Annotated in this window: 24 protein-coding genes; 14 read left to right on the forward strand and 10 right to left on the reverse strand. The window is 67.5% G+C overall.

Annotated features, from left to right (window positions below; translation table 11 throughout):
- The first annotated feature begins 39 nt into the window (after positions 1-39).
- On the forward strand, positions 40-948 hold the full coding sequence (locus NU688_RS11595; protein ID WP_257860755.1) for a DUF808 domain-containing protein: 909 nt from the start codon (positions 40-42) through the stop codon (positions 946-948).
- A 66-nt stretch (positions 949-1,014) separates the two neighbouring features.
- On the opposite strand, the gene NU688_RS11600 is transcribed toward NU688_RS11595, so the two are convergent.
- From NU688_RS11600 to NU688_RS11615, 4 genes are all read right to left on the reverse strand, one after another.
- Positions 1,015-1,227, reverse strand: a complete 213-nt coding sequence (locus NU688_RS11600; RefSeq protein ID WP_257860756.1) for a hypothetical protein — start codon at positions 1,225-1,227, stop codon at positions 1,015-1,017.
- A 32-nt stretch (positions 1,228-1,259) separates the two neighbouring features.
- On the reverse strand, positions 1,260-2,771 hold the full coding sequence (locus NU688_RS11605) for a PPC domain-containing protein (RefSeq protein ID WP_257860757.1): 1,512 nt from the start codon (positions 2,769-2,771) through the stop codon (positions 1,260-1,262).
- Between the two features lie 46 nt (positions 2,772-2,817).
- Positions 2,818-4,359 (reverse strand): PPC domain-containing protein, encoded by a 1,542-nt coding sequence (locus NU688_RS11610; RefSeq protein ID WP_257860758.1) that lies wholly within the window; start codon positions 4,357-4,359, stop codon positions 2,818-2,820.
- A 329-nt stretch (positions 4,360-4,688) separates the two neighbouring features.
- Positions 4,689-5,876, reverse strand: a complete 1,188-nt coding sequence (locus NU688_RS11615; RefSeq protein ID WP_257860759.1) for a YncE family protein — start codon at positions 5,874-5,876, stop codon at positions 4,689-4,691.
- A gap of 102 nt (positions 5,877-5,978) precedes the next feature.
- Here NU688_RS11615 and NU688_RS11620 point away from each other — a divergent pair, with 102 nt between their 5' ends.
- The 3 genes from NU688_RS11620 (at position 5,979) to NU688_RS11630 (ending at position 7,606) form a co-directional block, all read left to right on the forward strand.
- Positions 5,979-6,251, forward strand: coding sequence for a DUF2164 domain-containing protein (locus NU688_RS11620; RefSeq protein WP_093431041.1), 273 nt, complete (start codon positions 5,979-5,981; stop codon positions 6,249-6,251).
- 69 nt (positions 6,252-6,320) lie between these two features.
- Positions 6,321-6,749, forward strand: coding sequence for a hypothetical protein (locus tag NU688_RS11625; RefSeq protein WP_257860760.1), 429 nt, complete (start codon positions 6,321-6,323; stop codon positions 6,747-6,749).
- A 59-nt stretch (positions 6,750-6,808) separates the two neighbouring features.
- Positions 6,809-7,606, forward strand: coding sequence for an enoyl-CoA hydratase/isomerase family protein (locus NU688_RS11630; RefSeq protein ID WP_257860761.1), 798 nt, complete (start codon positions 6,809-6,811; stop codon positions 7,604-7,606).
- Between the two features lie 25 nt (positions 7,607-7,631).
- On the opposite strand, the gene NU688_RS11635 is transcribed toward NU688_RS11630, so the two are convergent.
- Both NU688_RS11635 and NU688_RS11640 read right to left on the reverse strand, forming a co-directional pair.
- The gene (locus NU688_RS11635) at positions 7,632-8,735 is read right to left on the reverse strand and encodes a M14 family metallopeptidase (protein WP_257860762.1); all 1,104 of its coding nucleotides are present in this window, start codon (positions 8,733-8,735) and stop codon (positions 7,632-7,634) included.
- A 39-nt stretch (positions 8,736-8,774) separates the two neighbouring features.
- A complete protein-coding gene (locus NU688_RS11640) occupies positions 8,775-10,100 on the reverse strand; it encodes an MFS transporter (protein WP_257860763.1) in 1,326 nt (441 codons plus the stop codon).
- A gap of 143 nt (positions 10,101-10,243) precedes the next feature.
- Here NU688_RS11640 and NU688_RS11645 point away from each other — a divergent pair, with 143 nt between their 5' ends.
- Positions 10,244-11,146, forward strand: coding sequence for a LysR substrate-binding domain-containing protein (locus NU688_RS11645; protein ID WP_257860764.1), 903 nt, complete (start codon positions 10,244-10,246; stop codon positions 11,144-11,146).
- Here the strand turns inward: NU688_RS11645 and NU688_RS11650 are convergent.
- Complete coding sequence (locus tag NU688_RS11650) at positions 11,143-11,799, reverse strand: glutathione S-transferase (protein WP_257860765.1); 657 nt, start codon at positions 11,797-11,799, stop codon at positions 11,143-11,145. The genes NU688_RS11645 and NU688_RS11650 overlap by 4 nt on opposite strands.
- 68 nt (positions 11,800-11,867) lie before the next feature.
- Between NU688_RS11650 and NU688_RS11655 the strand changes: the two genes are divergently transcribed.
- Positions 11,868-12,737 carry a helix-turn-helix domain-containing protein gene (locus NU688_RS11655; RefSeq protein WP_257860766.1) on the forward strand — a complete coding sequence of 290 codons (870 nt, stop codon included), beginning with the start codon at positions 11,868-11,870 and terminating at the stop codon, positions 12,735-12,737.
- Between the two features lie 42 nt (positions 12,738-12,779).
- Entirely contained in the window at positions 12,780-13,679 is a 900-nt protein-coding gene (locus tag NU688_RS11660; RefSeq protein WP_257860767.1) for an SDR family oxidoreductase, read from the forward strand.
- A 58-nt stretch (positions 13,680-13,737) separates the two neighbouring features.
- On the opposite strand, the gene phnN is transcribed toward NU688_RS11660, so the two are convergent.
- Genes phnN through phnF form a run of 3 tightly spaced genes read right to left on the reverse strand, consistent with a single transcriptional unit; the run spans position 13,738 to position 15,780 of the window.
- Positions 13,738-14,298: a phosphonate metabolism protein/1,5-bisphosphokinase (PRPP-forming) PhnN gene (phnN, locus tag NU688_RS11665; protein ID WP_257860768.1), complete on the reverse strand. Its 561-nt coding sequence runs from the start codon at positions 14,296-14,298 to the stop codon at positions 13,738-13,740.
- Positions 14,295-15,032, reverse strand: a complete 738-nt coding sequence (locus NU688_RS11670) for a DUF1045 domain-containing protein (RefSeq protein ID WP_257860769.1) — start codon at positions 15,030-15,032, stop codon at positions 14,295-14,297. The genes phnN and NU688_RS11670 overlap by 4 nt, the downstream gene beginning before the upstream one ends.
- A complete protein-coding gene (gene phnF, locus NU688_RS11675) occupies positions 15,025-15,780 on the reverse strand; it encodes a phosphonate metabolism transcriptional regulator PhnF (RefSeq protein ID WP_257860770.1) in 756 nt (251 codons plus the stop codon). Before phnF ends, NU688_RS11670 begins: the two co-directional genes overlap by 8 nt.
- 75 nt (positions 15,781-15,855) lie before the next feature.
- Between phnF and phnG the strand changes: the two genes are divergently transcribed.
- Genes phnG through NU688_RS11710 form a run of 7 tightly spaced genes read left to right on the forward strand, consistent with a single transcriptional unit; the run spans position 15,856 to position 21,590 of the window.
- Positions 15,856-16,356: a phosphonate C-P lyase system protein PhnG gene (phnG, locus tag NU688_RS11680; protein ID WP_257860771.1), complete on the forward strand. Its 501-nt coding sequence runs from the start codon at positions 15,856-15,858 to the stop codon at positions 16,354-16,356.
- Entirely contained in the window at positions 16,353-16,979 is a 627-nt protein-coding gene (phnH, locus tag NU688_RS11685) for a phosphonate C-P lyase system protein PhnH (protein WP_257860772.1), read from the forward strand. Before phnG ends, phnH begins: the two co-directional genes overlap by 4 nt.
- A 1-nt stretch (position 16,980) precedes the next feature.
- Positions 16,981-18,063, forward strand: coding sequence for a carbon-phosphorus lyase complex subunit PhnI (locus tag NU688_RS11690; RefSeq protein ID WP_257860773.1), 1,083 nt, complete (start codon positions 16,981-16,983; stop codon positions 18,061-18,063).
- On the forward strand, positions 18,060-18,941 hold the full coding sequence (locus NU688_RS11695) for an alpha-D-ribose 1-methylphosphonate 5-phosphate C-P-lyase PhnJ (protein WP_257860774.1): 882 nt from the start codon (positions 18,060-18,062) through the stop codon (positions 18,939-18,941). Before NU688_RS11690 ends, NU688_RS11695 begins: the two co-directional genes overlap by 4 nt.
- A complete protein-coding gene (phnK, locus tag NU688_RS11700) occupies positions 18,938-19,729 on the forward strand; it encodes a phosphonate C-P lyase system protein PhnK (RefSeq protein WP_257860775.1) in 792 nt (263 codons plus the stop codon). Before NU688_RS11695 ends, phnK begins: the two co-directional genes overlap by 4 nt.
- Positions 19,726-20,439 (forward strand): phosphonate C-P lyase system protein PhnL, encoded by a 714-nt coding sequence (gene phnL, locus NU688_RS11705; RefSeq protein ID WP_257860776.1) that lies wholly within the window; start codon positions 19,726-19,728, stop codon positions 20,437-20,439. The genes phnK and phnL overlap by 4 nt, the downstream gene beginning before the upstream one ends.
- A complete protein-coding gene (locus tag NU688_RS11710; RefSeq protein ID WP_257860777.1) occupies positions 20,436-21,590 on the forward strand; it encodes an alpha-D-ribose 1-methylphosphonate 5-triphosphate diphosphatase in 1,155 nt (384 codons plus the stop codon). The genes phnL and NU688_RS11710 overlap by 4 nt, the downstream gene beginning before the upstream one ends.
- The last annotated feature ends 15 nt before the right edge of the window (positions 21,591-21,605 follow it).

Below are 21,605 nucleotides of genomic sequence, written 5' to 3' on the forward strand. Positions count from 1 at the left end.
GCTAAGCTCGCCGCTTCCTTTTCAGACTGACCTTTTCACATGGCCACCAGCCTGCTCCTGCTGCTCGACGACATCGCAACCGTCCTGGACGACGTGTCGATCCTCACCAAAGTCGCCGCCAAGAAGACGGCCGGCGTGCTCGGCGACGACCTCGCGCTCAATGCGCAGCAAGTGTCCGGCGTCAGGGCCGAGCGCGAGATCCCGGTGGTCTGGGCGGTCTGCAAGGGCTCGTTCATCAACAAGGCCATCCTGGTGCCGGCTGCGCTCGCCATCGGCACCTGGCTGCCCTGGCTGGTAACGCCGCTCCTGATGATCGGCGGCGCCTTCCTCTGCTTCGAAGGCGCCGAAAAGCTCGCGCACAAGTTCCTGCACAAGAAGGAACACGAGGCCGACACCCAGCGCCACGAGCAGGCCGTGGCCGACGAGGCGGTCGATGTGGTGGCGATCGAGAAGGACAAGATCAAGGGCGCGGTGCGCACCGACTTCATCCTCTCGGCCGAAATCATCGCGATCACGCTGGGCACCGTGCAGGGCCAGCCGTTCACCACGCAGCTGAGCGTGCTGGTCGGCATCGCGTTGATCATGACCATCGGCGTGTACGGCCTCGTGGCCGGCATCGTGAAGCTCGACGACGCGGGCCTCTACCTGAGCCAGCGCACGAGCGCCGCCGCGCGGGCTCTCGGCCGCGGCATCCTGGCCACGGCGCCCTGGCTCATGAAGGCGCTGTCGGTGGCCGGCACCGCCGCCATGTTCCTGGTGGGCGGCGGCATCCTGGTGCACGGCGTGCCCGCGTTCGGCCATGCCGTCGAAGACTGGGCCAAGGCCACGGGCGGTGTGTTCGGCACGCTCGGCTCGATGGGCGTGAACGCCGTCGTGGGTCTTGTCGCCGGCGCGATCGTGCTGGCGGTCGTGGAGCTCGTCGGCAAGCTGCGCGGCAAGAAGGCCTGATCCCGCTGCCGCACGTACGCACACGCGTCTCTCGCTGAAACCCGCCGCAAGGCGGGTTTTCTTTTTCTAGGAGCGCGGCTTGTTGCGCTGGAACAGACCGACCCCGACCAGCGCGATGCCCAGCACCAGCGCGAACCAGCCGACGAGGTACGCGCCCGCCACCATCTCGAACCAGCGCGTGCCCTGCAGGAAGCGCGGCGCCAGCAAAACGGCGGCGCCGATGACGAGGCAGAGGATGCCGCGTTCGAGCGTGCGGAGGGGACGGGAGGACGGGTTCATGGGGCGAAAGTGTAGGCCGCGGCCCGCCCGTATCAGGGGTAGTAGTAGCCGGCGGTCAGGCCGACCGCCGAATACGCGCTGCGCCCGTGGATCCCGATGTAGACATCGCCGGGAGGTGGATTGCTGATCCCGATGGATTCGTTGCTGCCGTTGACATAGGGGCGCTGGTCCCAGGCTGTCAGCGACGGAAGTCCGCCAAAGCGGACGTACATGTCGCCATCACCGCCGCCGACGGGGCCGGTCATGTCGATGTTCAGTTGCCCGGCGCCAGGGGGGACGGTGAGCCTGTAATAACTCCAGCTGTCGGTGTCGCCTGCCAGGCCTTGGGCGGGCTGCCTGTTCAGGAGTTGCGTGATGGGCGGCCGGGTGTCCATCTTGAAGGTGCGCACCATGGCGTCCCATCCGGTCCCGGCAGAGGTGCTGGTCCAAGCCACCGCAAAATTTCCCACCGGATCCATTGCCAGAAGCGGGTTGCTTCCAAATTGGGGTTGAGGCGGGTCGACGCGCAATTCGTTGGTGATTGGCGTTCCATCGCTGCGAAATTGTCTTGCCGCCAATGTAGAGCTTTGGGGACCACCGACAACGCCCTCGGATGCTGTCCATGAAACAACAAAATCTCCATTTTCCGCAATTGCCGAATTTGGCCCGGGCTCGCCTTCGTGGATGCGTTGGTTGACTCGCGTGAATCCGGTGGGATTGAGATTCGCGTCGTAGGCCCGGGCATATATATTCCAGGTGTAATTATCATCCGGGGAAGCGCTCCATATGATGACGGATTTCCCCCCGGGTTCCATGGCAATACGGCCGCCTGAACTGTATATCGATCGGACAGGGCTGACGACAAGTGCCGGAGTCAGCGCAACACCTGCACGGTCGAAGCGCTGCATCATGATGTTGGATTCCCTTACCGTAGGACCGGGTCTGGTCGCAAATGACAATGCGATGTTTCCTGCATTGTCCGTGGCAATTGAACTGGGGCCGGAGAGTTTATCTGCGGCATCCGATGCAACGATGATTTCAGGGCTGATGGGAATTCCGCTGGTATTGAATCGCCTGATTGCAATCGTCCGAGGCGCATCGGACGCGGTCGAGCGCGAATAGGCTGTGGTGATATTGCCATCCGTATCCATGCTGGCAACCGTGCTCGTTGAATCCGGAGTTGTTTGAAAACTGGATAGCAGATTTCCATTTCTGTCGTAAGCCATGACTCTTCCAGGGTGACTTGCGAAGGCGAAATTGCCGGCACGGTCAACGGAGAAACTTGCATACGTTGGAGGCGCTTGTATCTGGTGTTTTGTTAAAAATGGTATTCCTGACGACCTTATTCTTTGAGCGTACGTGGCATTTGCCGCAGCGTCGAACCAGATCAGAAGTTTTTCCCCGTTTGATCCTGCGGAAAAATAAATCGGACGCTGATCGCCGGCAGTGGCGGTATTCACCATGATGGGATCCCCGAGCGGCACGGCCTGCCCCAGAGGAGCAACGACAAGCCCCGACAGGCAGCCCAATGACATCCAAAGTCGTTTCAGCAAGGTATGAGGCATGGATTCCTTCTTTCCCGGTTGTGATTTCGATGGATTGCGCTTCGATTCAGGGGTAGTAATAGCCGGCGGTCAGGCCGACCGCCGAATACGCACTGCGCCCGTGGATCGCGATGTAGACGTCGCCGGGCGGGGGATTGCTGATCCCGATGGATTCGTTGCTGCCGTTCACGTAGGGGCGCTGGTCCCAGGCCGTCAGCGACGGGAGTCCGCCGAAGCGGACGTACATGTCGCCATCACCGCCACCGACGGGGCCGGTCATGTCGATGTTCAGCTGCCTAACGCCGGAGGGGACGGTGAGCCTGTAATAGCGCCAGCTGTCGGCGTCGCCTGCCAGGGCTTGGGCGGGCTGCCTGTTCAGGAGTTGCGTGATGGGCGGCCGGGTGTCCATCCTGAAGGTGCGCACCATGGCGTCCCATCCGGTCCCGGAGCCCTCGGTAGGTGAGCCGCTGGTCCATGCCACTGCAAAATTTCCCACCGGATCCATTGCCAGGCGCGGGCGGGATGCCGATTGAATTTGAGGCGGGTCGACGCGCAATTCGTTGGTGATTGGCGTTCCATCGCTGTGAAATTGTCTTGTCGCCAATGCAGAGTCCGGCCCACCCCCGATCACACCTGTTGATGCGATCCACGAAACGACAAAATCGCCATTCTCTGCAATTGCCGCAGTTGGCTCGGGCCCGGAATCGATGAGGCGTTGATTGACTCGCGTGCTTCCGCTTCCGGTGGGATTGCCATTCGCGTCGAAGGCCCGGGAATACACGATATAGGTGTAACCCGATTCATTGGGAAAGGCATTGGTCCATATGACGACGGATTTCCCTCCGGGCTCCATGGCAATACTGCCGGCCAATTGCGCTCCCGTCGAGGTGTGGCTGACGGCAAATGCCGGAGCCAGCGCAACACCTGCGCGGCTGAAGCGCTGCATCATGCTGTAGGCTGGTGCCGAAGAACTGGCTTGGCCCGTCCATATCAATGCGATATTTCCTGCATTGTCCGTGGCAATTGAAGTGGGGGCGGAAATCGTATCCACGGGACCCGATGCAACGATGATTTGTGGGCCGATGGGGGTTCCGCTGGTATTGAATCTCCTGATTGCAAGATTTCGCGGAACATTGAACACGTTGGGGTACGCGTAGGCTACGGTCATATTGCCATCCGTATCCATGCTGGCAGCCGCATTCAAGGTATCCGGGGTTGGGCTGAAATTGGATAGCAGATTTCCGTCTCTGTCGTAGGCCGTGACTATTCCAGATATTCCGGTTTGACCTGCCAAGACGAAATTGCCGGCGCGGTCAACGGATAACTTCGCATTCGTTGGAGGAAGCTGGATCTGGTGTTTTGTTAAAAAAGGCGTTCCCGACGACCTTATTCTTTGAGCGTACGTGGCATTGGCTGCGCCATCTCTCCAGATCAGGAGTTTTTCTCCGTTGGATCCTGCGGCGAACAAACCGGAAGATTGATTGCCGGCAGTTTCGGTATTCACCATGATGGGATCCCCGAGCGGCACGGCCTGCCCCAGAGGGGCAAAGACCAGTCCCGACAGGCAGCCCAATGACACCCAAAGTCGTTTCAGCAAGGTATGCGGCATGGATTCCTTCTTCCCGGTTGTGATTTCGATGGCTCGCTCTTCGAGGGACGGCTCGAAGAAGGGCCGCTCGCTTCATCGCGGGGTAGCCGCTTCAGTGCGCCGTGAGGCCCCGCATCGCCACCGGATGCCGCTGCTCCGAACACCCTCCCCACGGGCGTCAGCGCATCCCTCTCGATCGACGGGATCGTGAGATCCGGTCGATGAAGTTGTCAACGTAGAGGTAAGTTGCCGTCGGCCGCCGCGCAGCACCACTTTGTTTGCACGCGTGACGCTCTTGCTGTCGAACTTCAGCAGCACCGCCGAGCCGTTGCGCAAATGCGCACGCCGCGTCAGTGCGTCGTGACGCCCCGCATCGCCGCCGGATGCCCCTGCAGCGGAAACGACTTCCCCGTCGGCACCAGCGTGTCGCCATCGACGCGCAGGATCGTGATGTCCTGGTCGATGAAGTTGCCCACGTAGAGGTACTTGCCGTCGGCGCTCCACACCACGCCCTCGGGCAGGCCGCGCACCACCACTTCGTTGGCGCGCGTGACCTTCTTGCCGTCGATCTTCAGCAGCACCACCGAGCCGTTGCGGTTGTAGAAGTAGGCGCTCTTCGACGAATTGCTGCCGCGCAGGATCGCCGCCACCGCGTGCCGGCCGGTCGGGCTCACGGCCAGGCCTTCGGGGCCGTCGCCGACCACGACCTTGTCGACCACGCGCGGCGGTGTCGCCTCGAGGTCGATCACGCTCACCGTGTCGACCTGTCCGTCGGAGGCGCCCGAGTTGCCGTTGTCCGCCGTGAGCGCGAGCTTGCCGTCGGGCGTCACGTCCACGTTGTAGGGCCAGAGGCCGGCCGCGAGGTCGACCTTGTTGTAGCTGATCTTCTCGCCGTTCACTTCGAGCAACGCGATCTTGTGGGCCGGGAACTTGGCGACCAGCGCGCGTTTGCCATCGGGCGTGAAGCGCACGTGCGCCACCGAATCGTTCATGGCCACGGTGTCGATCAGCGTCACCTTCTTGCCCGCGATGCGCAGCACGCTCACCGAGTTGTCGGCGCGGTTGGCCACCAGCGCGAGGTTGCCCGCGCGGTTGATCGACAGGCCCGAGGGCTGCTTGCCCACGGCGAGCGTGTCGATCAGCTTCGGTGGCGTGGTGGTCAGGTCGATCACGAAGAGGCGGTTGTCGGGCACCTGCTTCCTCACGCCGTTTTCCTCGACCACGTTGAGCGAGTTGGCGACCAGCGCGAGCGTCTCGCCGGGCGTGATCGCCAGGTTGGTCGGCGGGCCGGCGATGGTGTTGTCCAGCTGCAGCGTGCCGACGACTTTGGGTGCGAGCGGATCGGTGCCGATGTCGAGCACCTGCACCGTGTCGCGCCCCATCGGCGTGAGGATCACGACGCCGGCGTCGCTCCACGACTGCTTCTCGTCGTTGGCCACGATCATCAGCTGGCGCTGCGGCACGGTGGGAGTGAGGTTGGTGCAGCCCGAGAGCGCGGCCAGGGCAAGGGCGACCAATGGGGCAGGGTGGAACTTCATGGTGCGTGTCTCCGTTGTTGTGTGTCGTTGTCGCGCGCGCCGGGTGGCCGCTGCGCATCGTAGCGGCACAATCATTCGCCCCAACACCCCAGAGCAAGCCGCATGACCATCGAGATATCCAAGGAAGCGCGCCAGCAGGCGATCGCCTCGATCGAGCGCTATTTCAACGAGAACATGGAAGAGAAGATCGGCAACATCGCGGCGGGCGCGCTGCTCGGCTTCTTCCTGGAGGAGGTCGGCCCGATCGTCTACAACAAGGCCGTGGCCGAGGTGCAGGAGCGGCTGCAGTCGCGCATCTCGGAAGTCGATCTTGAAGTGCACGAGGACGAGTTCCAGTACTGGCGCAAATTCGACAGGCAGAAGAAGGGCAAGTAGGGCCGGGCGTCGCGCGCACGCATCGCCCGCCATTCAAAGATGCTTCCAAACGTTGCAGAATCCCGAGCCATGCAACTCCACCGCCTGACCACCCGTTTTTCGCCTTCCTCGCTGCTGCGCACCTTGGTCGCCGTGCCGCTCGTGCTGGCCGCATCCCTCGCAGTTGCGCAGCAGGAGCCGCCCTCGGCGTTTCCCCTGGACGCCGCCGGCTACCTGAACGAGGAACTGCCGCGCATGGAGGCCGCCATCGCCGCCCGAGACCGCAGCTTCTTCCACGGCGCAATGGCCCGCACGGTGCAGTTCACCGAGCGCTGGGGCTTCAAGGTGAAGGCCAATCCGGATCTCGCGGCCTACCCGATGTGCACCTCGGCGGTGATGGATTACGTGGTCGTCGGCATGTGCAAGCTGACGCCCGGCGACGAGGCCTGCGAGCCCGGGCTGGCGCCACGTTTCGATGCCAATGTGCAGCGCTGCCGGGAGCTGGCGGCGCAAAAATAGCCGTCCGATCCTTCAACCAAGAAAAAAGTCCTCGTCTGCGGACGCTGGACGGAGACACCATGGACTACGCCCGCTACCAGACCCTCGCCATCACGCGCCGCGGCGCCAACGGCACCGTGCTCGACATCCAGATGCGCGCGGCCAACGGCAAGCTGCCGACCGCCGGCCATGACGGCCACCGCGAGCTCGCCGAGATCTGGCGCGACCTCTCGGCCGACGACACGGTGCGCTGCGCGGTGCTGCGGGGCGAAGGGCTGGGCTTCTCGGGCGGCGGCGACCTGACGCTGGTGCAGGACATGGCCACCGACGACGCCATCCGCCAGCGTGTCTGGAAAGAGGCGCGCGACCTCGTCTACAACATCATCAACTGCGACAAGCCCATCGTGAGCGCCATGCACGGCCCGGCCGTTGGCGCGGGGCTGGTGGCGGGCCTGCTCGCCGACATTTCCATCGCCACGAAGAGCGCGAAGATCGTCGATGGCCACACGCGCCTGGGCGTGGCGGCGGGCGACCATGCGGCCATCGTCTGGCCGCTGCTGTGCGGCATGGCCAAGGCCAAGTACCACCTGCTGCTGTGCGAGCCGGTGAGCGGCGAGGAGGCCGAGCGCATCGGGCTGGTGTCGCTCGCGGTGGAAGAGGCCGACCTGCTGCCGCGCGCCTACGAAGTGGCCGACCGGCTTGCGGCCGGCAGCCAGAGCGCGATCCGCTTCACCAAGTACGCGCTCAACAACTGGCTGCGCCAGGCTGGGCCGACCTTCGACGCTTCGTTGGCGCTCGAATTCATGGGCTTCGCGGGCGCCGATGTGCGCGAAGGCGTGGCGTCGCTGCGCGAGCGGCGCGCGCCGAACTTCGGTTGAAGAAGACGAAGTCCGGCTTGCGGGATCAGGCCTTCTTCAGGCCTTGGAGCGTCTGCAGCAGCACGACGCGCGTCTGCCCCAGCACCATGCCTTTCCACTCGTCGTTGTCGCAGTAGAACGCGTCGCGCAGCCCCTGGCGGATCTCGCGCTTCTGCGCTTCCGGTGCCTCGGGGTGGCGGCGCAGCCAGGTGTCGGCGCGCAGGCGAAGCAGCACTTCCAGATCGGGCAGCGTGCCGAACTCCAGGCCCATCGGCGCGACGCGGGCGTTCGGGCATTCGTCGTACGCGGTCGAGATGACGGGGCCCGACACGTCGGCCGATGCCGAGTCGCCGGCAAAGGGCGCGAACACGTCGGCGCCCCACCAGGCATGCGCCAACGCGAGGTCTTCGGGCGTGTTCCGGCCCGGGTAGATCTTCTCGCCGTGGCCGTAGGGGCCCAGGCCCGTGTGGACGTCGATCCAGCCGAGGTGGGTGGCCGATGCCGCGTACTTGCGCAAGATCGCGCGAATGGTCTTGTTGCTCCAGGACGGCGCGGTGCCGCCGTAGAACAGGCCGTCCGGCGAGGTGTACTGGCCCTTGGTAACGGCCGCGCGGAAGGCGGTCATGCCGTGCTTGCCGATGTAGGCGCCCACGGCCGCGTCGTCGGCGGGTGTCGGCGGCCAGCTGGCGGGCAGCACCAGCGGCTCGACTTCGGCATAGCCGGCATTCACCGGCAGCGGCGCATTGAAGTCGATGTGGTTGCGGTTCAGGTCGATGTTGTCTTCGTTCGTGCGGTGCAGGTGCGAAAACCCGTGCGGGTTGACCGCATGCACCAGCAGCAGCGCCACGCCGGCCTGTTCGAGCCGCGCGAGCAGGTCGGCGTCGTGGAGCGTCGCGACCTGCGCGCCCGAGCCGCAGAAGCCCTCGGGGCCGTGCGTGCCCGAGGTGACGAGCAGGACCTTCTTCGCGTCCTTCGCGCCGATCAGCGCCACGTCGGTGGCGAGTTCTTCGCCGAGCGCGCCGCGGTGCGCGGGATGCACGAACGAATCGACGGCCGCGCCGCGCTGGGCGGCGGCGTCGAGGAACTTGGCGCGGGCTTCGACATACGTGCCGGAGAAGTGGCGCGTGGCGGCGGTGGGTTGTGTTTGCATGGGTTGGGGCTCCTGTACGGGATCGTGGGAATGCTTTTTTCAGGCCGGCGCGTGGGCATCCGCGGCATCGATGTCGCGGCCCGTGTGGTCGCGAAGCCAGATCAGGCCGAGCAGCGAGATCACCGTCATCGCCACGAGGTACCAGGCCGGCGCGAGCTTGCTGCCGGTGGCGTTGACCAGCCAGGTGCTGATGAAGGGCGCGAAGCCGCCGAAGAGCGCCACGCCCACGCTGTACACCAGCGACATGCCGCTCGCGCGCACGCGCTTGGGGAACATCTCCGGCAGCATCGTGATGCCGGGCACCGTCTGCACCACCAGGCCGACGCTGAACACGCCGAGCACGACGAACAGCACCAGCGGCGTCGGCGAGGCGTTGAGCCAGAGGAAGCCGGGGTAGATCAGGATCGCCATCGCGATGCGGCTCCAGAAGATGAGCGTCTTGCGGCCCACGATGTCCGACAGCTTGCCCACGAACGGCGCGAACGCGAACGAGATCAGCCCGGTGAGCGCGGCGCCGAACAGCGCCACCGAGGGCGTGAGGCCAAGCTCGCGCACTGCATACGTGGGCATGTAGAAGGTCACGACATACGCGGCCGTGGTGCCGCCGACGATCGCCAGGATCGCGGCCAGCACCGTCTTGCCGTGCTGCGTGCAGACGATCTTCAGGCTGCTCTCGCGCGGCGCGGCGGCTTCTTCGGGCGAGATGTGCAGCGACTCTTCGAGATGTCGGCGGATGTACATGCCCACCGGCGCGATCAGCATGCCGATGATGAAAGGCACGCGCCAGCCCCAGCTCTGCATCGCCTCGGGAGTCAGCGAGAAGGTGAGCGCGCCCACCACGATGGCGCCGAGCATCACACCCAGCCCCTGGCTCGCGAACTGCCAGCTCGCCATGTAGCCGCGGTTGGCGGGCGTGGCGTGCTCCACCAGCAGCGTGGTCGATGCGCCCACTTCGCCGCCGGCCGAGAAACCCTGGATGAGCCGCGCCAGCACGATGACGATCGGCGCCGCGACGCCGATGGCCGCATAGGTCGGCGTGAAGGCGATGAGCGCGCAGCCCAGCGCCATCAGGAAGATGGTGAGCGTCATGGCCTTCTTGCGGCCCGCGCGGTCGGCGTACGCGCCGATCACGATGCCGCCCAGCGGCCGCATGATGAAGCCGACGCCGAAGCTCGCCACCGTCAGCAGCAACTGGCCGTACGAATTGAAGGTCGGAAAGAAGAGCTTGCCGATCACGAGCGCCAGGAACCCGTAGACCGTGAAGTCGAAGAACTCGAGCCCGTTGCCGATGGTGGTGGCGACGATGGTCTGGCGCCGGCGGGCGGACGAGGGCTGCGTCTGCGACAGCGTGTGGGGGATGCTCATGTCTCTCCAGGTGTGCTTTTGTGTGATCTGGTTGGAAGGTCGTGCGACCGCGGCGGATGCTAGAGACTTGGTACTGTCATGAAAAGACAATAATTGGGCGAGAACGATAACTTTTGGTTGTCATAACCCCGGTGCCTTGAGCGATGAAGCCCAATCAGTTGCACGCCTTCGTGGCGGTGGTCGAGCAGATGAGCATTCGCGCCGCCGCGCGCGTGCTGGGGCTCTCGCAGCCGGCGGTGACCAAGATCGTGCGCGAGCTGGAGCGCGAGGTCGGCGCACCGCTGGTGGAGCGCAGCGTCAAGGGCGTGCGGCTCACCGAGTTCGGCAAGGCCTTTGCGCCGCGCGCGCGGCTGCTGCTGGCCGACATGGCGCGCGCACGCGACGAGATCGCGCAGATCCGCGATGGCGCGACCGGCACGGTGTCGATGGCGGTGAGCGCATCGTTCGCGCTCACCGTGCTGCCCGCGGCCTTCAAGGACTTCCACACGCGCCTGCCCGCGGTCGACGTGCAGTTCAGCGAGGCGGTGCTGCCCTGGATGCTCGCGCGGCTGCGCGACGGGTTCCTCGATTTCGCGGTGGCCCACGTGGTGCCCGGCACGCTCGATGCGCAGTTCGAGGCGGTCGAGCTCTTTCCTGTGAAGCTGGTGGTGGGCCTGCGCGAGCGCCATCCGCTGCGGGACGCGCGTTCGCTGCACGACCTGTATGCCGGCGAATGGATCCTGCCGGGCGACGACCACCGCGGGCGCGAGGCCGTCTCGCCGCTCTTCACGCCGCTGGGCCTGCCGCCGCCCGCCCGCATCATCCAGGGGCAGTCGGTCACGGTGGCGCTCGGGCTGGTCGGGCACATGGACCTGATCGGGCTGTTCGTCGAGCCGCTGGTCAAGCTGACGTTCAAGCGGCATGGCATCCGGCGCATCGACGTGGTGGAAACGCTCCCCACGCTGAACGTGTGCGTGGTGCGGCGGCGAAGCCAGTTGTCGACGCCGGCGGCGCAGCATTTCATCGAATGCATCCAGCGCGCTTCGGCGGCTGCGATGGGCGGCTAGGGCTGCGGAAAGTCGATGCCCGGTTCGCCTGGCTTCCAGGGGGCGTACTTGGGCATGGCGCGGGCGAACAGGTCCGAAGCGGTCCATGCGGACAGCCAGGCGTGCAGGCGCGGCCACGGCTGGGCATCGAACCATGCGGCATCGACCATCGCGAACTGGCGCACGAAGGGCATGAGGGCGGCGTCGGCCAATGTCGCGTGTGTGCCGGCCAGATGAGGTGACACCGAGAGCCGGGCTTCGAGATCGCGCAAGAACGCCGCGCCGCGCTCGCGGGCTGCATGTTCCGCGTCGTCGAATCGATTGGGGTACTTGTAGCGGTCGAGCTGCGGCTTGAAATCGCCATCGCAGGCGGCCACCAGCGCGAGCAGGTCGTCAAGCGTGCCGGCATCGGGCTGCAGCCAGTGCTGCGGATCGTTGCGCCGCAGGGCCCACAGCATGATGTCCAGGCTCTGCTCGATCACCGTGCCGTCGGCCATCACGAGCACCGGCACGGTGCCCTTGGGCGATGCGGCAAGCATCTCGGCGGGCTTGTCGCGCAGCACGATTTCGCGCAGCTCGCAGTGCGTGTCGCTCGCGATCAACGCAAGCCGGGCGCGCATCGCGTAGGGGCAACGGCGGAACGAATAGAGAACGGGGAGGGCGGTGGAAGGCATGCGAGCGGCCGATTTTCGGTCAGCGCGGACTGCTCGCGCCCGGTCGGGTTTTTCAACACAATGGGCCGATGGGCGAACGCCTCTTCCTCCGGCTCGACGACGACCTGCTGCATGGGCCGGAATCGGGCGTGCCCGCCGGCACGCTGCGCGCGGTGCCGGTGAGCGCTGCGTTGCAGGCGCATGTCTCCCACATCCTGCTGTACCGCGAGACCTTCGCCGCAGGGCACGAGGTGCATGAACGCGTGCTGCCCGATGGCGCGGTGCGCCTCGTCTTCAACCTCGGCGATGCGCCTTCCGCGGGCGAGGGCGCGGGGCTGCCGGTGGAGGCGATCGGAGCTTCCGCCGCACCGGTCGTGGTGCGCATGCGCGACACGGTAGAGGGCATGTCCGTCACGCTGCGGCCCGGGGCGGCGGCTGCGCTGCTGGGCTTGCCTGCCGGCGAGATTACGGGCCAGGCCGTGCACCTGGACGAACTCTGGCGGGGCGGTGCAGCCGAGTTGCTGACGCGCATGGCCGAGGCGCCCGACGATGCCGCGCGCGCTGCGCTGCTTCAGTCCGTGCTGGAGCGCCGGCTGCGCGATAGCAGCGGTGCCGTGCACGCAGCTGCGATGCACGCGGCCCGCCTCATCTCGGAATCGGGCGGCCGGAAACCCTTGCGCGACGTGGCGGTGGCTGTCGGTGTCGGCGAGCGGCGGCTGCAGCAGCTTTTCCACGCACACGTCGGGCTGTCGCCGCGTGCCTGGGCGCGGCTCGCGCGGCTGCACGACTGCCTGCGCGCGCTGCGGCTGCAACCAGCGCCGGCCTGGGCCGATGTGGCGGTCGAGAGCGGCTTTTACGACCAGTCGCACCTGGTCAACGAATTCCGCGCGCTCTGCGGCGTCACGCCCACCGAGTTCATGGGGCACGCGATTTCGGGTTCTTCCAAGACGCTCGTTTGAGGGCGCACTATCTTCGTCGGCGTTCAAACCAAGGAGCACCGGATGACGCAGAACGAGAACACGGGCCGCCCGCTGAAAGACTGCATTGCGGTGGTCACGGGGGCCAGCCGCGGCGCGGGGCGCGGCATCGCGATGGAGCTGGGCGCGGCTGGCGCCACGGTGTACGTCACCGGCCGCAGCACGCGCGAGCAGCCCGCCGGCACCTACGGGCAGTTGCTGGCGCTGTCGGACATGCCGGCCGTGCCCGGCAGCATCGACGACACCGCCGACGAAGTCACGCGCATGGGTGGACGCGGCATCGCCGTGCGCTGCGACCACACCCGCGAAGAAGATGTGAAGGCGCTCTTCGCGCAGGTGGAGCGCGAGGCGGGCCGCATCGACCTTCTCGTGAACAACGCGTGGGGCGGCCACGAGACCTTCAACGGCGTGTTCGACGCGCCCTTCTGGGAGCACCCGCTCGCGAACTGGGATTCGATGTTCGACCGCGGCGTGCGCAACCACCTCGTGGCCAGCCGCTCGGCTGCGCCGCTGATGGTGCGCGCCAAGCGCGGCCTGATTGTGACCACCACCTTCTGGGACCGAGGCCACTACATGAAGGGCAATCTCTTCTACGACCTCGCGAAGGCCTCGATGACGCGGCTGGCCTTCGGCATGGCGGAGGAGCTGAAGCCGCACGGCGCGGCATCGCTCGCCGTGTCGCCGGGCTGGATGCGCACCGAGTTCGTGCTGGCCGGTCACAAGACCGACGAGGCGCATTGGCAGGAGCGGCCGGCGCTCGCGCGCACCGAATCGCCGCGCTACCTGGGCCGCGCGGTGGCGGCGCTGGCGGGCGATCCGCAGGTGATGAAGAAGACCGGGGCGGTGCTGCGCGTGGCCGATCTGGCGCGCGAGTACGGCTTCACCGACATCGATGGGCGGCAGCCGGAAGCGTTCGAGATATAGGCGGCCGGCACGGGCGCCTGCCGGGCGTTCGTCAAATGGTCTGGAGACCCGCAGGCAGCTATGCAACCATGACCAACTGCAGCGCATCGGCCAGGTGCGCGCCGGCCTCGGCGAGCCCCTGCCGGTCGTTGTGGATCTCGATGGCGGCAACGCCTGGCGGCATCCGGAAATCGAGCGCACGCTGCACGCGCGCCTCGACCATCCCGGCGGATTCGCGGCCGCGCGCCATCAGGCGCTGTCGCAGGGTCTGGACGCTGGCGGTCACGTGCACCACCGTCATGTCCGGATAGCGTTGCATCGCCGCCGGCAGGTAGGCGCGCGATCCGTTGACGATCACGACCTCGCTGCGCTGCTGCGGCGGCAGCTCGGCATGCCGCACGCCGTAGTGCAGGCCGTTCGCCTCCCAGTCCAGTCCGAAGGCGCCGGCCTCGCGCAGGCGCAGGAAGCCGGGCAGGTCGATGCTGTCGTGCTGCTCGCCGTCGGCCGTCGCGGCGCGCGTGATGGTGCGTCGGGCGAAGCTGACCGGCGCGTCGGGCGCGAGCCGGTGCCTCAGCCACGCGAGCAGGCTGTCCTTGCCCGCGCCCGAGGGGCCGGCAACGTACACGAGCCGCCCGGTCACCGGCCCAACTCCATCTGGGCCAGGCACACGAAATCGGTGCCGGGAGCGGGCTCGGCGAAGAGGCTGATGGCCTCGAAGCGCAAGGGCGGCGATGCCAGCAGCGGCGCGAAGTGCTGCCGCGCTGCCGCGCGCAAAGCTTCGACTGCAGGGGGCGCGGTGTCGCGCAGCGAACCGGTCAGCGACAGGTGGAAACGGAAGCGGTCCAGAACGAAGGGGTAGCCCCAACGCACCAGCAGCGCGTCTTCCTCGGGCGTGAGGCCGGCCGCGCGGCGCCGTTGAAGCTCGCCGGGGGAGAGTGGCTCGGCGAAGGCGCGCAGGCCGGTCACGCAGGCCGCGGCCACCGCGTGCAGCGCCGGGCTCGGCTGTGCCGGCACGAGCGCGAGGAAGTCGTCGAGCAGCGCCACTTCGAGCGCAGGCATGTCGAACGGCTCCCACGCGCTGCAAAGTGTTTGCAGGCCTTCGCGCAAGGTCGGCTCCTCGATCTGCGGCAGCAGCGTGAAAGGTGCGGCCAGCGTGGCGTGCCAGCCGTAGCGCCGGGGCGCCGATGTGAGCTTGAACTGCAGGTCGGCCGGCAGGCTTTCGAAAACCGGTTGCGTCCGGGTCTGGCCGTTCGCGGCGCAGCGGCCCAGCCATTGGTTGCCGGCCTCGCTCCACGCGCTCCCGATGGGCGGCGCGAAGTAGGCGGCGTAGCGGTGCGCCCTGCGCTGCGGCGTGCGCGCGGGGTGCTCATTCATCGTGCTTTACCGTCAGCGTGGTGCGGTCGCCCGCGAACCAGGTGCGGGCGTATTCGATGGGCACGGCGGCGGGGTCCACGTTCACGCTCTCGATGAACAGCACCGGCCGGCCGATCGGCTGGCGCAGATGCGAGGCCACCACGGGCTCGGGCATCTGCGCGGTGATGCGGCTCTCGCGCCGCGTGTAGTCGTCCACGCCATGGGCCGCGAAGCCGGCCGTGATGGAGCCGGTCTCGCGCACCACGGCCTCGAGTCCAGCAAAGCGCGGCAGCGGAAAGAAGCGTTCGCTGAAGTGCAGCGGCTGCCCCTCGGCTTCGCCGATCACGTTCAGGCACAGCAGCGTGCTGCGCGCCGCCACGTCCAGCGCGCGGGCTTGCGCGGCGGTGGCGCGGACGGTGCTCGATGCGACCACGTGCAACGCGCCCCGCAGGCCCGCCTGCGCCAGGCGCTGGTGGTGCCGCGGACGCTTGCCCAGCGCGATGTCGACCGCGAACTCCTCGACATAGGTGCCGCTGCCCTGCGTTGCGCGCAGCAGGCCCTGGCTGATGAGGTCGGCCAGCGAGCGGCGGATGGTGTGGCGGTTGACGCCGAACTGCTCGGCCAGCGCGTGCTCGGAGGGCAGCCGCTGCCCCGGCGGGTAGACACCGCGCGCAATGGCGTCGGCGAGGTCGGCGGCGATGCGGGTCCAGAAACTGTCGCGCGGCGGGCGCGCGGGAAGCGAGGCGGAAGAACTTGTTGTGCTTGTCATGAAGTCGTCTTGCGCGCTGTCTAAGCTCGCGCCGGTTGTTCAATTTGTCTATACAACTTTCAGAATATCACTTTCATGTTTCATGCTTTTGACACGGAACCCTCGGGGCGTCCGCTCGATCGGGCGCAGTGGATGGCGATGCTGGCACGGGCGCCGCTCGACCTGCTCGAGCCGGCACTGGGCGCACATGCACAAGGAGTGCCGCTGTGGCTGCGTGCGCCGGAAACCGGGCTCGTGATGGTGCAGGGCCGCGCCGGCGGCACGGGCGAACGCTTCAACGTGGGCGAGGTCACGGTGACGCGTTGCGCGCTGCGCCTGGATGCCGGCGCCGCAGTCGGCGTGGCGTATGTGCTGGGCCGTTCGCACCGCCACGCACAGCTGGCCGCCGTGGCCGATGCGTTGCTGCAGGACCCCGCGCAGCAGGCCGCGCTGAGCACGCAACTGCTCGTGCCGGTGCGCCGCCACCTCGCCCTGCAGCGCGCACGGCGCCATGCGCGCGCGCAGAGCAGCAAGGTCGAGTTCTTCACGGTCGCACGCGAAGCCGGCGGTGCCGACGACGAAGAGGGCGACGAATGAACGCGCACGATCTCTCCAGCCTCGGTGCCGGTTTTTCCGATGCGGCGCTCGGCAGCCAGTCGGTGTTTCGGGCGGCGCTGCATGCGCTGTCGCATCCCGGCCGCGTGGTCGCGCTGCCGCACGATGCACAGACGCCTTCGCGCGGCCATGCCGCCTCCGCCGCGTTGTTGCTCGCACTGCTCGACCCCGACTGCACCCTCTGGCTCTCGCCCTCGCTGGCGGGCAGCGATGCCGCCGCATGGTTGCGTTTTCACACCGGCTGCGTGCTGGTCGATGCGCCCGAAGCCGCGCAGTTCGCATGGGTGGCACAGGGTGACGAATGCCCGTCGTTCGACATCTTCGCCAGGGGCAGCGACGCCTATCCCGACCAGTCGGCCACCTGCGTGCTCGACGTGGCCGCACTGGCCGAGGGCGGCAAGGCCGCGTGGACGCTGCGCGGCCCCGGCATCCAGCACAGCACGCGCGTCGCGGTCGATGGCCTGCCGCATCCCGGCGCCTCGGCCTTCGCCGCGCAATGGGCCGCCAACCATGCGGCCTTCCCGCGCGGCATCGACCTGTTCCTGGCCACGCCGCAGCAGATCGTCGGCCTGCCGCGCACCACGCGCATCGAACAGGAGGCTTGAGATGTACGTTGCCGTCAAGGGCGGGGAAGCCGCCATCCTCAGCAGCTACGAGCTGCTGGCCGAACAACGCCGCGGCGACGCGGGCACGCCCGAGCTGTCGGTGCAGCAGATCCGCGAGCAGCTCAAGCTCGCGGTCGACCGCGTGATGACCGAAGGCTCGGTGTACGACCCCGAGCTGGCCGCGCTGGCGATCAAGCAGGCGTCGGGCGATGTGGTCGAAGCCATCTTCCTGCTGCGCGCCTACCGCGCCACCCTGCCGCGCCTGGGCACGAGCCTGCCGCTCGACACCGCGCGCATGCAGCTGGACCGCCGCATTTCCGCCACCTTCAAGGACCTGCCCGGCGGGCAGGTGCTGGGGGCGACCTACGACTACACGCAGCGCCTGCTCGACTTCACGCTGCTGGCCAATGCGCAGACCTCGCAGGCCACCGCGCGCACCGAGCCGGGCAATGCCGCCGCACCCGCCGTCACACCGCGCGTCGTCGACCTGCTGAACCACGAAGGCCTGATCGAAACCCACGAGGTGCCGCCCGGCGACCCGGCGCCCGTGGACCTCACGCGAACGCCGCTGCGCTTTCCGGCCGACCGCGCCACGCGCCTGCAGAACCTGGCGCGCGGCGACGAGGGCTTCCTGCTGGCCATGGCCTATTCGACGCAGCGCGGCTACTCGCACAGCCACCCCTTCGTCGGCGAGATCCGCGTGGGCAGCGTCGAACTGGAGCTGGCGCCCGAGGAGCTGCCCTTCGCCCTCTCGATCGGCGACATGGAGCTCACCGAATGCGAAATGGTGAACCAGTTCGCCGGCAGCAAGACCGAGCCGCCGCAGTTCACCCGCGGCTACGGCCTGGCCTTCGGGCACAGCGAGCGCAAGGCCATGGCCATGAGCCTGGTCGACCGTGCGCTGCGGGCCGAAGAGCTGGGCGAGCCGGTCGAAGCACCGGCGCAGATGCAGGAGTTCGTGCTCTCGCACAGCGACAGCCTCGAGGCCTCGGGCTTCGTGCAGCACCTGAAGCTGCCGCACTACGTTGACTTCCAGTCCGAGCTCGAGCTCGTGCGAAAGATGCGCAAGGAAGACCACCCATGACCGCCACCACCTACAACTTCGCCTACCTCGACGAGCGCACCAAGCGCATGATCCGCCGCGCCATCCTGAAGGCCGTGGCCATTCCCGGCTACCAGGTGCCCTTCGGCTCGCGCGAGATGCCGCTGCCCTATGGCTGGGGCACCGGCGGCATCCAGGTCACGGCCTCGGTCATCGGGCCGAAGGACGTGCTCAAGGTCATCGACCAGGGCTCGGACGACACCGTCAACGCGGTCAACATCCGCCGCTTCTTCCAGCGCACCACGGGCGTGGAGACCACCACGCGCACCACCGAGGCGACGCTGATCCAGACGCGCCACCGCATTCCCGAGGCGCCGCTCGCCGAGGGCCAGGTGCTGGTCTACCAGGTGCCGGTGCCCGAGCCGATGCAGCGCCTGGAGCCGCGCGAGAGCACCACGCGCACGCTGCACGCGCTGGCCGAGTACGGCCTGATGCATGTGAAGCTGTACGAGGACATCGCGCGCTACGGCCACATCGCCACCACCTACGACTACCCGGTGCTGGTCAATGGCCGCTATGTGATGTCGCCGTCGCCGATTCCGAAGTTCGACAACCCGAAGCTGCACATGAACCCCGCGCTGCAGCTCTTCGGCGCCGGGCGCGAGAAGCGCATCTATGCGCTGCCGCCCTACACGCCGGTGGAGAGCCTGGGCTTCGAAGACCATCCCTTCGAGGTGCAGCGCTGGGACGAACCCTGCGCGCTGTGCGGTGCGACCGACAGCTTCCTCGACGAAATCATCACCGACGACAAGGGCACGCGCATGCATGTGTGCTCCGACTCCGACCACTGCCAGACGCGCCAGCAGGCCTCGGCCGCAGAGGCAGGACAAGCGGCATCCGAAGAACAGGTTCCCGCATGAACGCCGCCATCTCTTCTCCCGCACCGCTGCTGCGCGTGCGCGGCGTCGGCAAGCGCTACGGCGACCGCGTGGCGCTGCACGACGCGTCCTTCGACCTCTGGCCCGGCGAGGTGCTGGCCGTGGTCGGCGAATCGGGCTCGGGCAAGTCGACGCTGCTCAACGCCATTGCGGCGCGCGACAAGCCCGACACCGGCAGCGTCGAGTTCCAGGTGCGCGGCGGCGGGCTGCAGGACATCTTCGCGATGACCGAGGCCCAGCAGCGCCTGCTCGCGCGCACCGACTGGGGCTTCGTGCACCAGAACCCGGCCGACGGCCTGCGCATGGACGTCTCGGCCGGCGCCAACGTCGGCGAGCGGCTCATGGGCCTGGGCGAGCGCCACTACGGGCGCCTGCGCGCCACCGCGGCCGAATGGCTGCAGCGCGTGGAGATCGATCCGCAGCGCATCGACGACGCGCCGCGCACCTTCTCGGGCGGCATGCGGCAGCGGCTGCAGATCGCGCGCAACCTGGTGACGCAGCCGCGCCTGATGTTCATGGACGAGCCGACCTCGGGGCTCGACGTGTCGGTGCAGGCCCGGCTGCTCGATCTGCTGCGGCAACTCACGCGGCAGATGCAGCTGGCCGCCATCGTCGTCACGCACGACCTCGCGGTGGCGCGGCTGCTCGCGCACCGCATGGTCGTGATGCAGCACGGCCGCGTGGTCGAGTCCGGGTTGACCGACCAGGTGCTGGACGACCCGCAGCACGCCTATACCCAATTGCTCGTTTCTTCGGTACTGACCCCATGACGCCTCCCATGCTTCACATCCAGGGCGTGGCCAAGCGCTTCACGCTGCACAACCAGAACCAGCTTGAGCTTTCGGTGTTCGACGAGGTCGATCTGAGCGTCTCGGCCGGCGAATGCGTGGTGCTCGACGGCGCCTCGGGCCTGGGCAAGAGCACGCTGCTCAAGCTCATCTATGCCAACTACCGCGCGAGCGCCGGCCGCATCACGGTGCAGTCGGCCACCGGCCCGGTCGACGTGACGCAGGTCGCGCCGCGCGAGCTGGTGCGCCTGCGCCGCGACACCATCGGCTACGTGAGCCAGTTCCTGCGCGTGATCCCGCGCGTGCCGGCGCTCGACGTGGTGGCCGAGCCGCTGGCCGAAGACGCGGGCGACGATCCCGCCGCCATCGAGGCCGCGCGCGAGGAGGCGCGCCGCTGGCTCACGCGCCTCTGCATTCCCGAGCGGCTGTGGCACCTGCCGCCCGCCACCTTCTCGGGCGGCGAGCAGCAGCGCATCAACATCGCCCGCAACATGATCAAGCCGAAGCCCTTGCTGCTGCTGGACGAGCCGACCGCATCGCTGGACGCGGCCAACACCGACACGGTCATCGCGTTGATCCGCGAAGCCACGGCGCGCGGCGCCGCCACGGTCGGGATCTTTCACGACGCCGAGGTGGGTGCCGCGGTGGCCACGCGGCGCGTCAACGTCGGCGAATTCAGGAGCCAGTCATGAGCGCGAGCATGGTGTTTTCGAACGCACGCATGGTGCTGCCGGAAGAGGTGGTCTCGGGTGCGCTGTCGGTCGCGGGAGGCTGCATCGCCGCCATCGACAGCGGCCCGACCGCCGAGGGCACGATCGACCTGGACGGCGACTACCTGTTGCCGGGACTGGTGGAGATCCACACCGACAACTTCGAGCGCCACCTGATGCCGCGTCCGAAGGTGCAGTGGGGCGCCTTGCCGGCGCTGCTGGCGCATGACGCCGAGATTGCGGCCGCCGGCATCACCACCGTGTTCGACGCGCTCGGCGTGGGCGAAGCCGACCCCGAGAGCGTGCGCGGCAGCGCCTGGAGCGCGGCGCTCGCCACGCTCGATGCATGCATTGCGCAGGACCTGCTGCGCGCCGATCACCATCTGCATGTGCGTTGCGAACTGCCCGCACCCAACACTGTCGAACTGTTCGCGCCTTTTCGCGGACACGCGCGCCTGGGGCTGATCTCCCTGATGGACCACACGCCAGGCCAGCGCCAGTGGGAGAACATCGAGCTGGCGCGCGTCTACTACACCGGCAAGAAGGGCTGGAGCGACAGCAAGTTCGAACGGCGCGTGGCCGAGGCCGGCCGGCTGCAGACGGAGTACGTGCAGCCGCACCGGCGGCATTTCGTCGACTACTGCCGCACGCACGGCATCGCGCTCGCGAGCCACGACGACACCACGGTGGCGCATGTCGAGCAGGCCCATGCGGAGGGCGCCAGCATGTCCGAGTTTCCGACCACGCTGGCGGCGGCGCGTGCGGCGCATGCGCACGGCCTGGCCAACGTGATGGGCGGGCCGAACGTGATGCGCGGTGGTTCGCATTCGGGCAATGTCGCCGCGGCCGAACTGGCACGCCAGGGCCTGCTCGACATCCTCTCTTCCGACTACGTGCCGAGCAGCCTGATGGGCGCGGCGATGCGCCTGGTGGACGACCAGATCGCCACGCTGCCGAAGGCGGTTGCCATGGTCACGCGCGCACCGGCTCGCGCGGCGGGACTACAGGACCGCGGCACGCTTGCGCAGGGTCTGCGCGCAGACCTGGTGCAGGTGCGCATGTGCACGCTGCCCGGCGGCGTGCGGCATGCACTCGTGCGCGGCGTCTGGCGTGAAGGCCGCCGCGTCATCTGACCCTCGATGACACGT

The organism is Variovorax sp. ZS18.2.2 (assembly GCF_024701975.1).
Taxonomy (GTDB): domain Bacteria; phylum Pseudomonadota; class Gammaproteobacteria; order Burkholderiales; family Burkholderiaceae_C; genus Variovorax.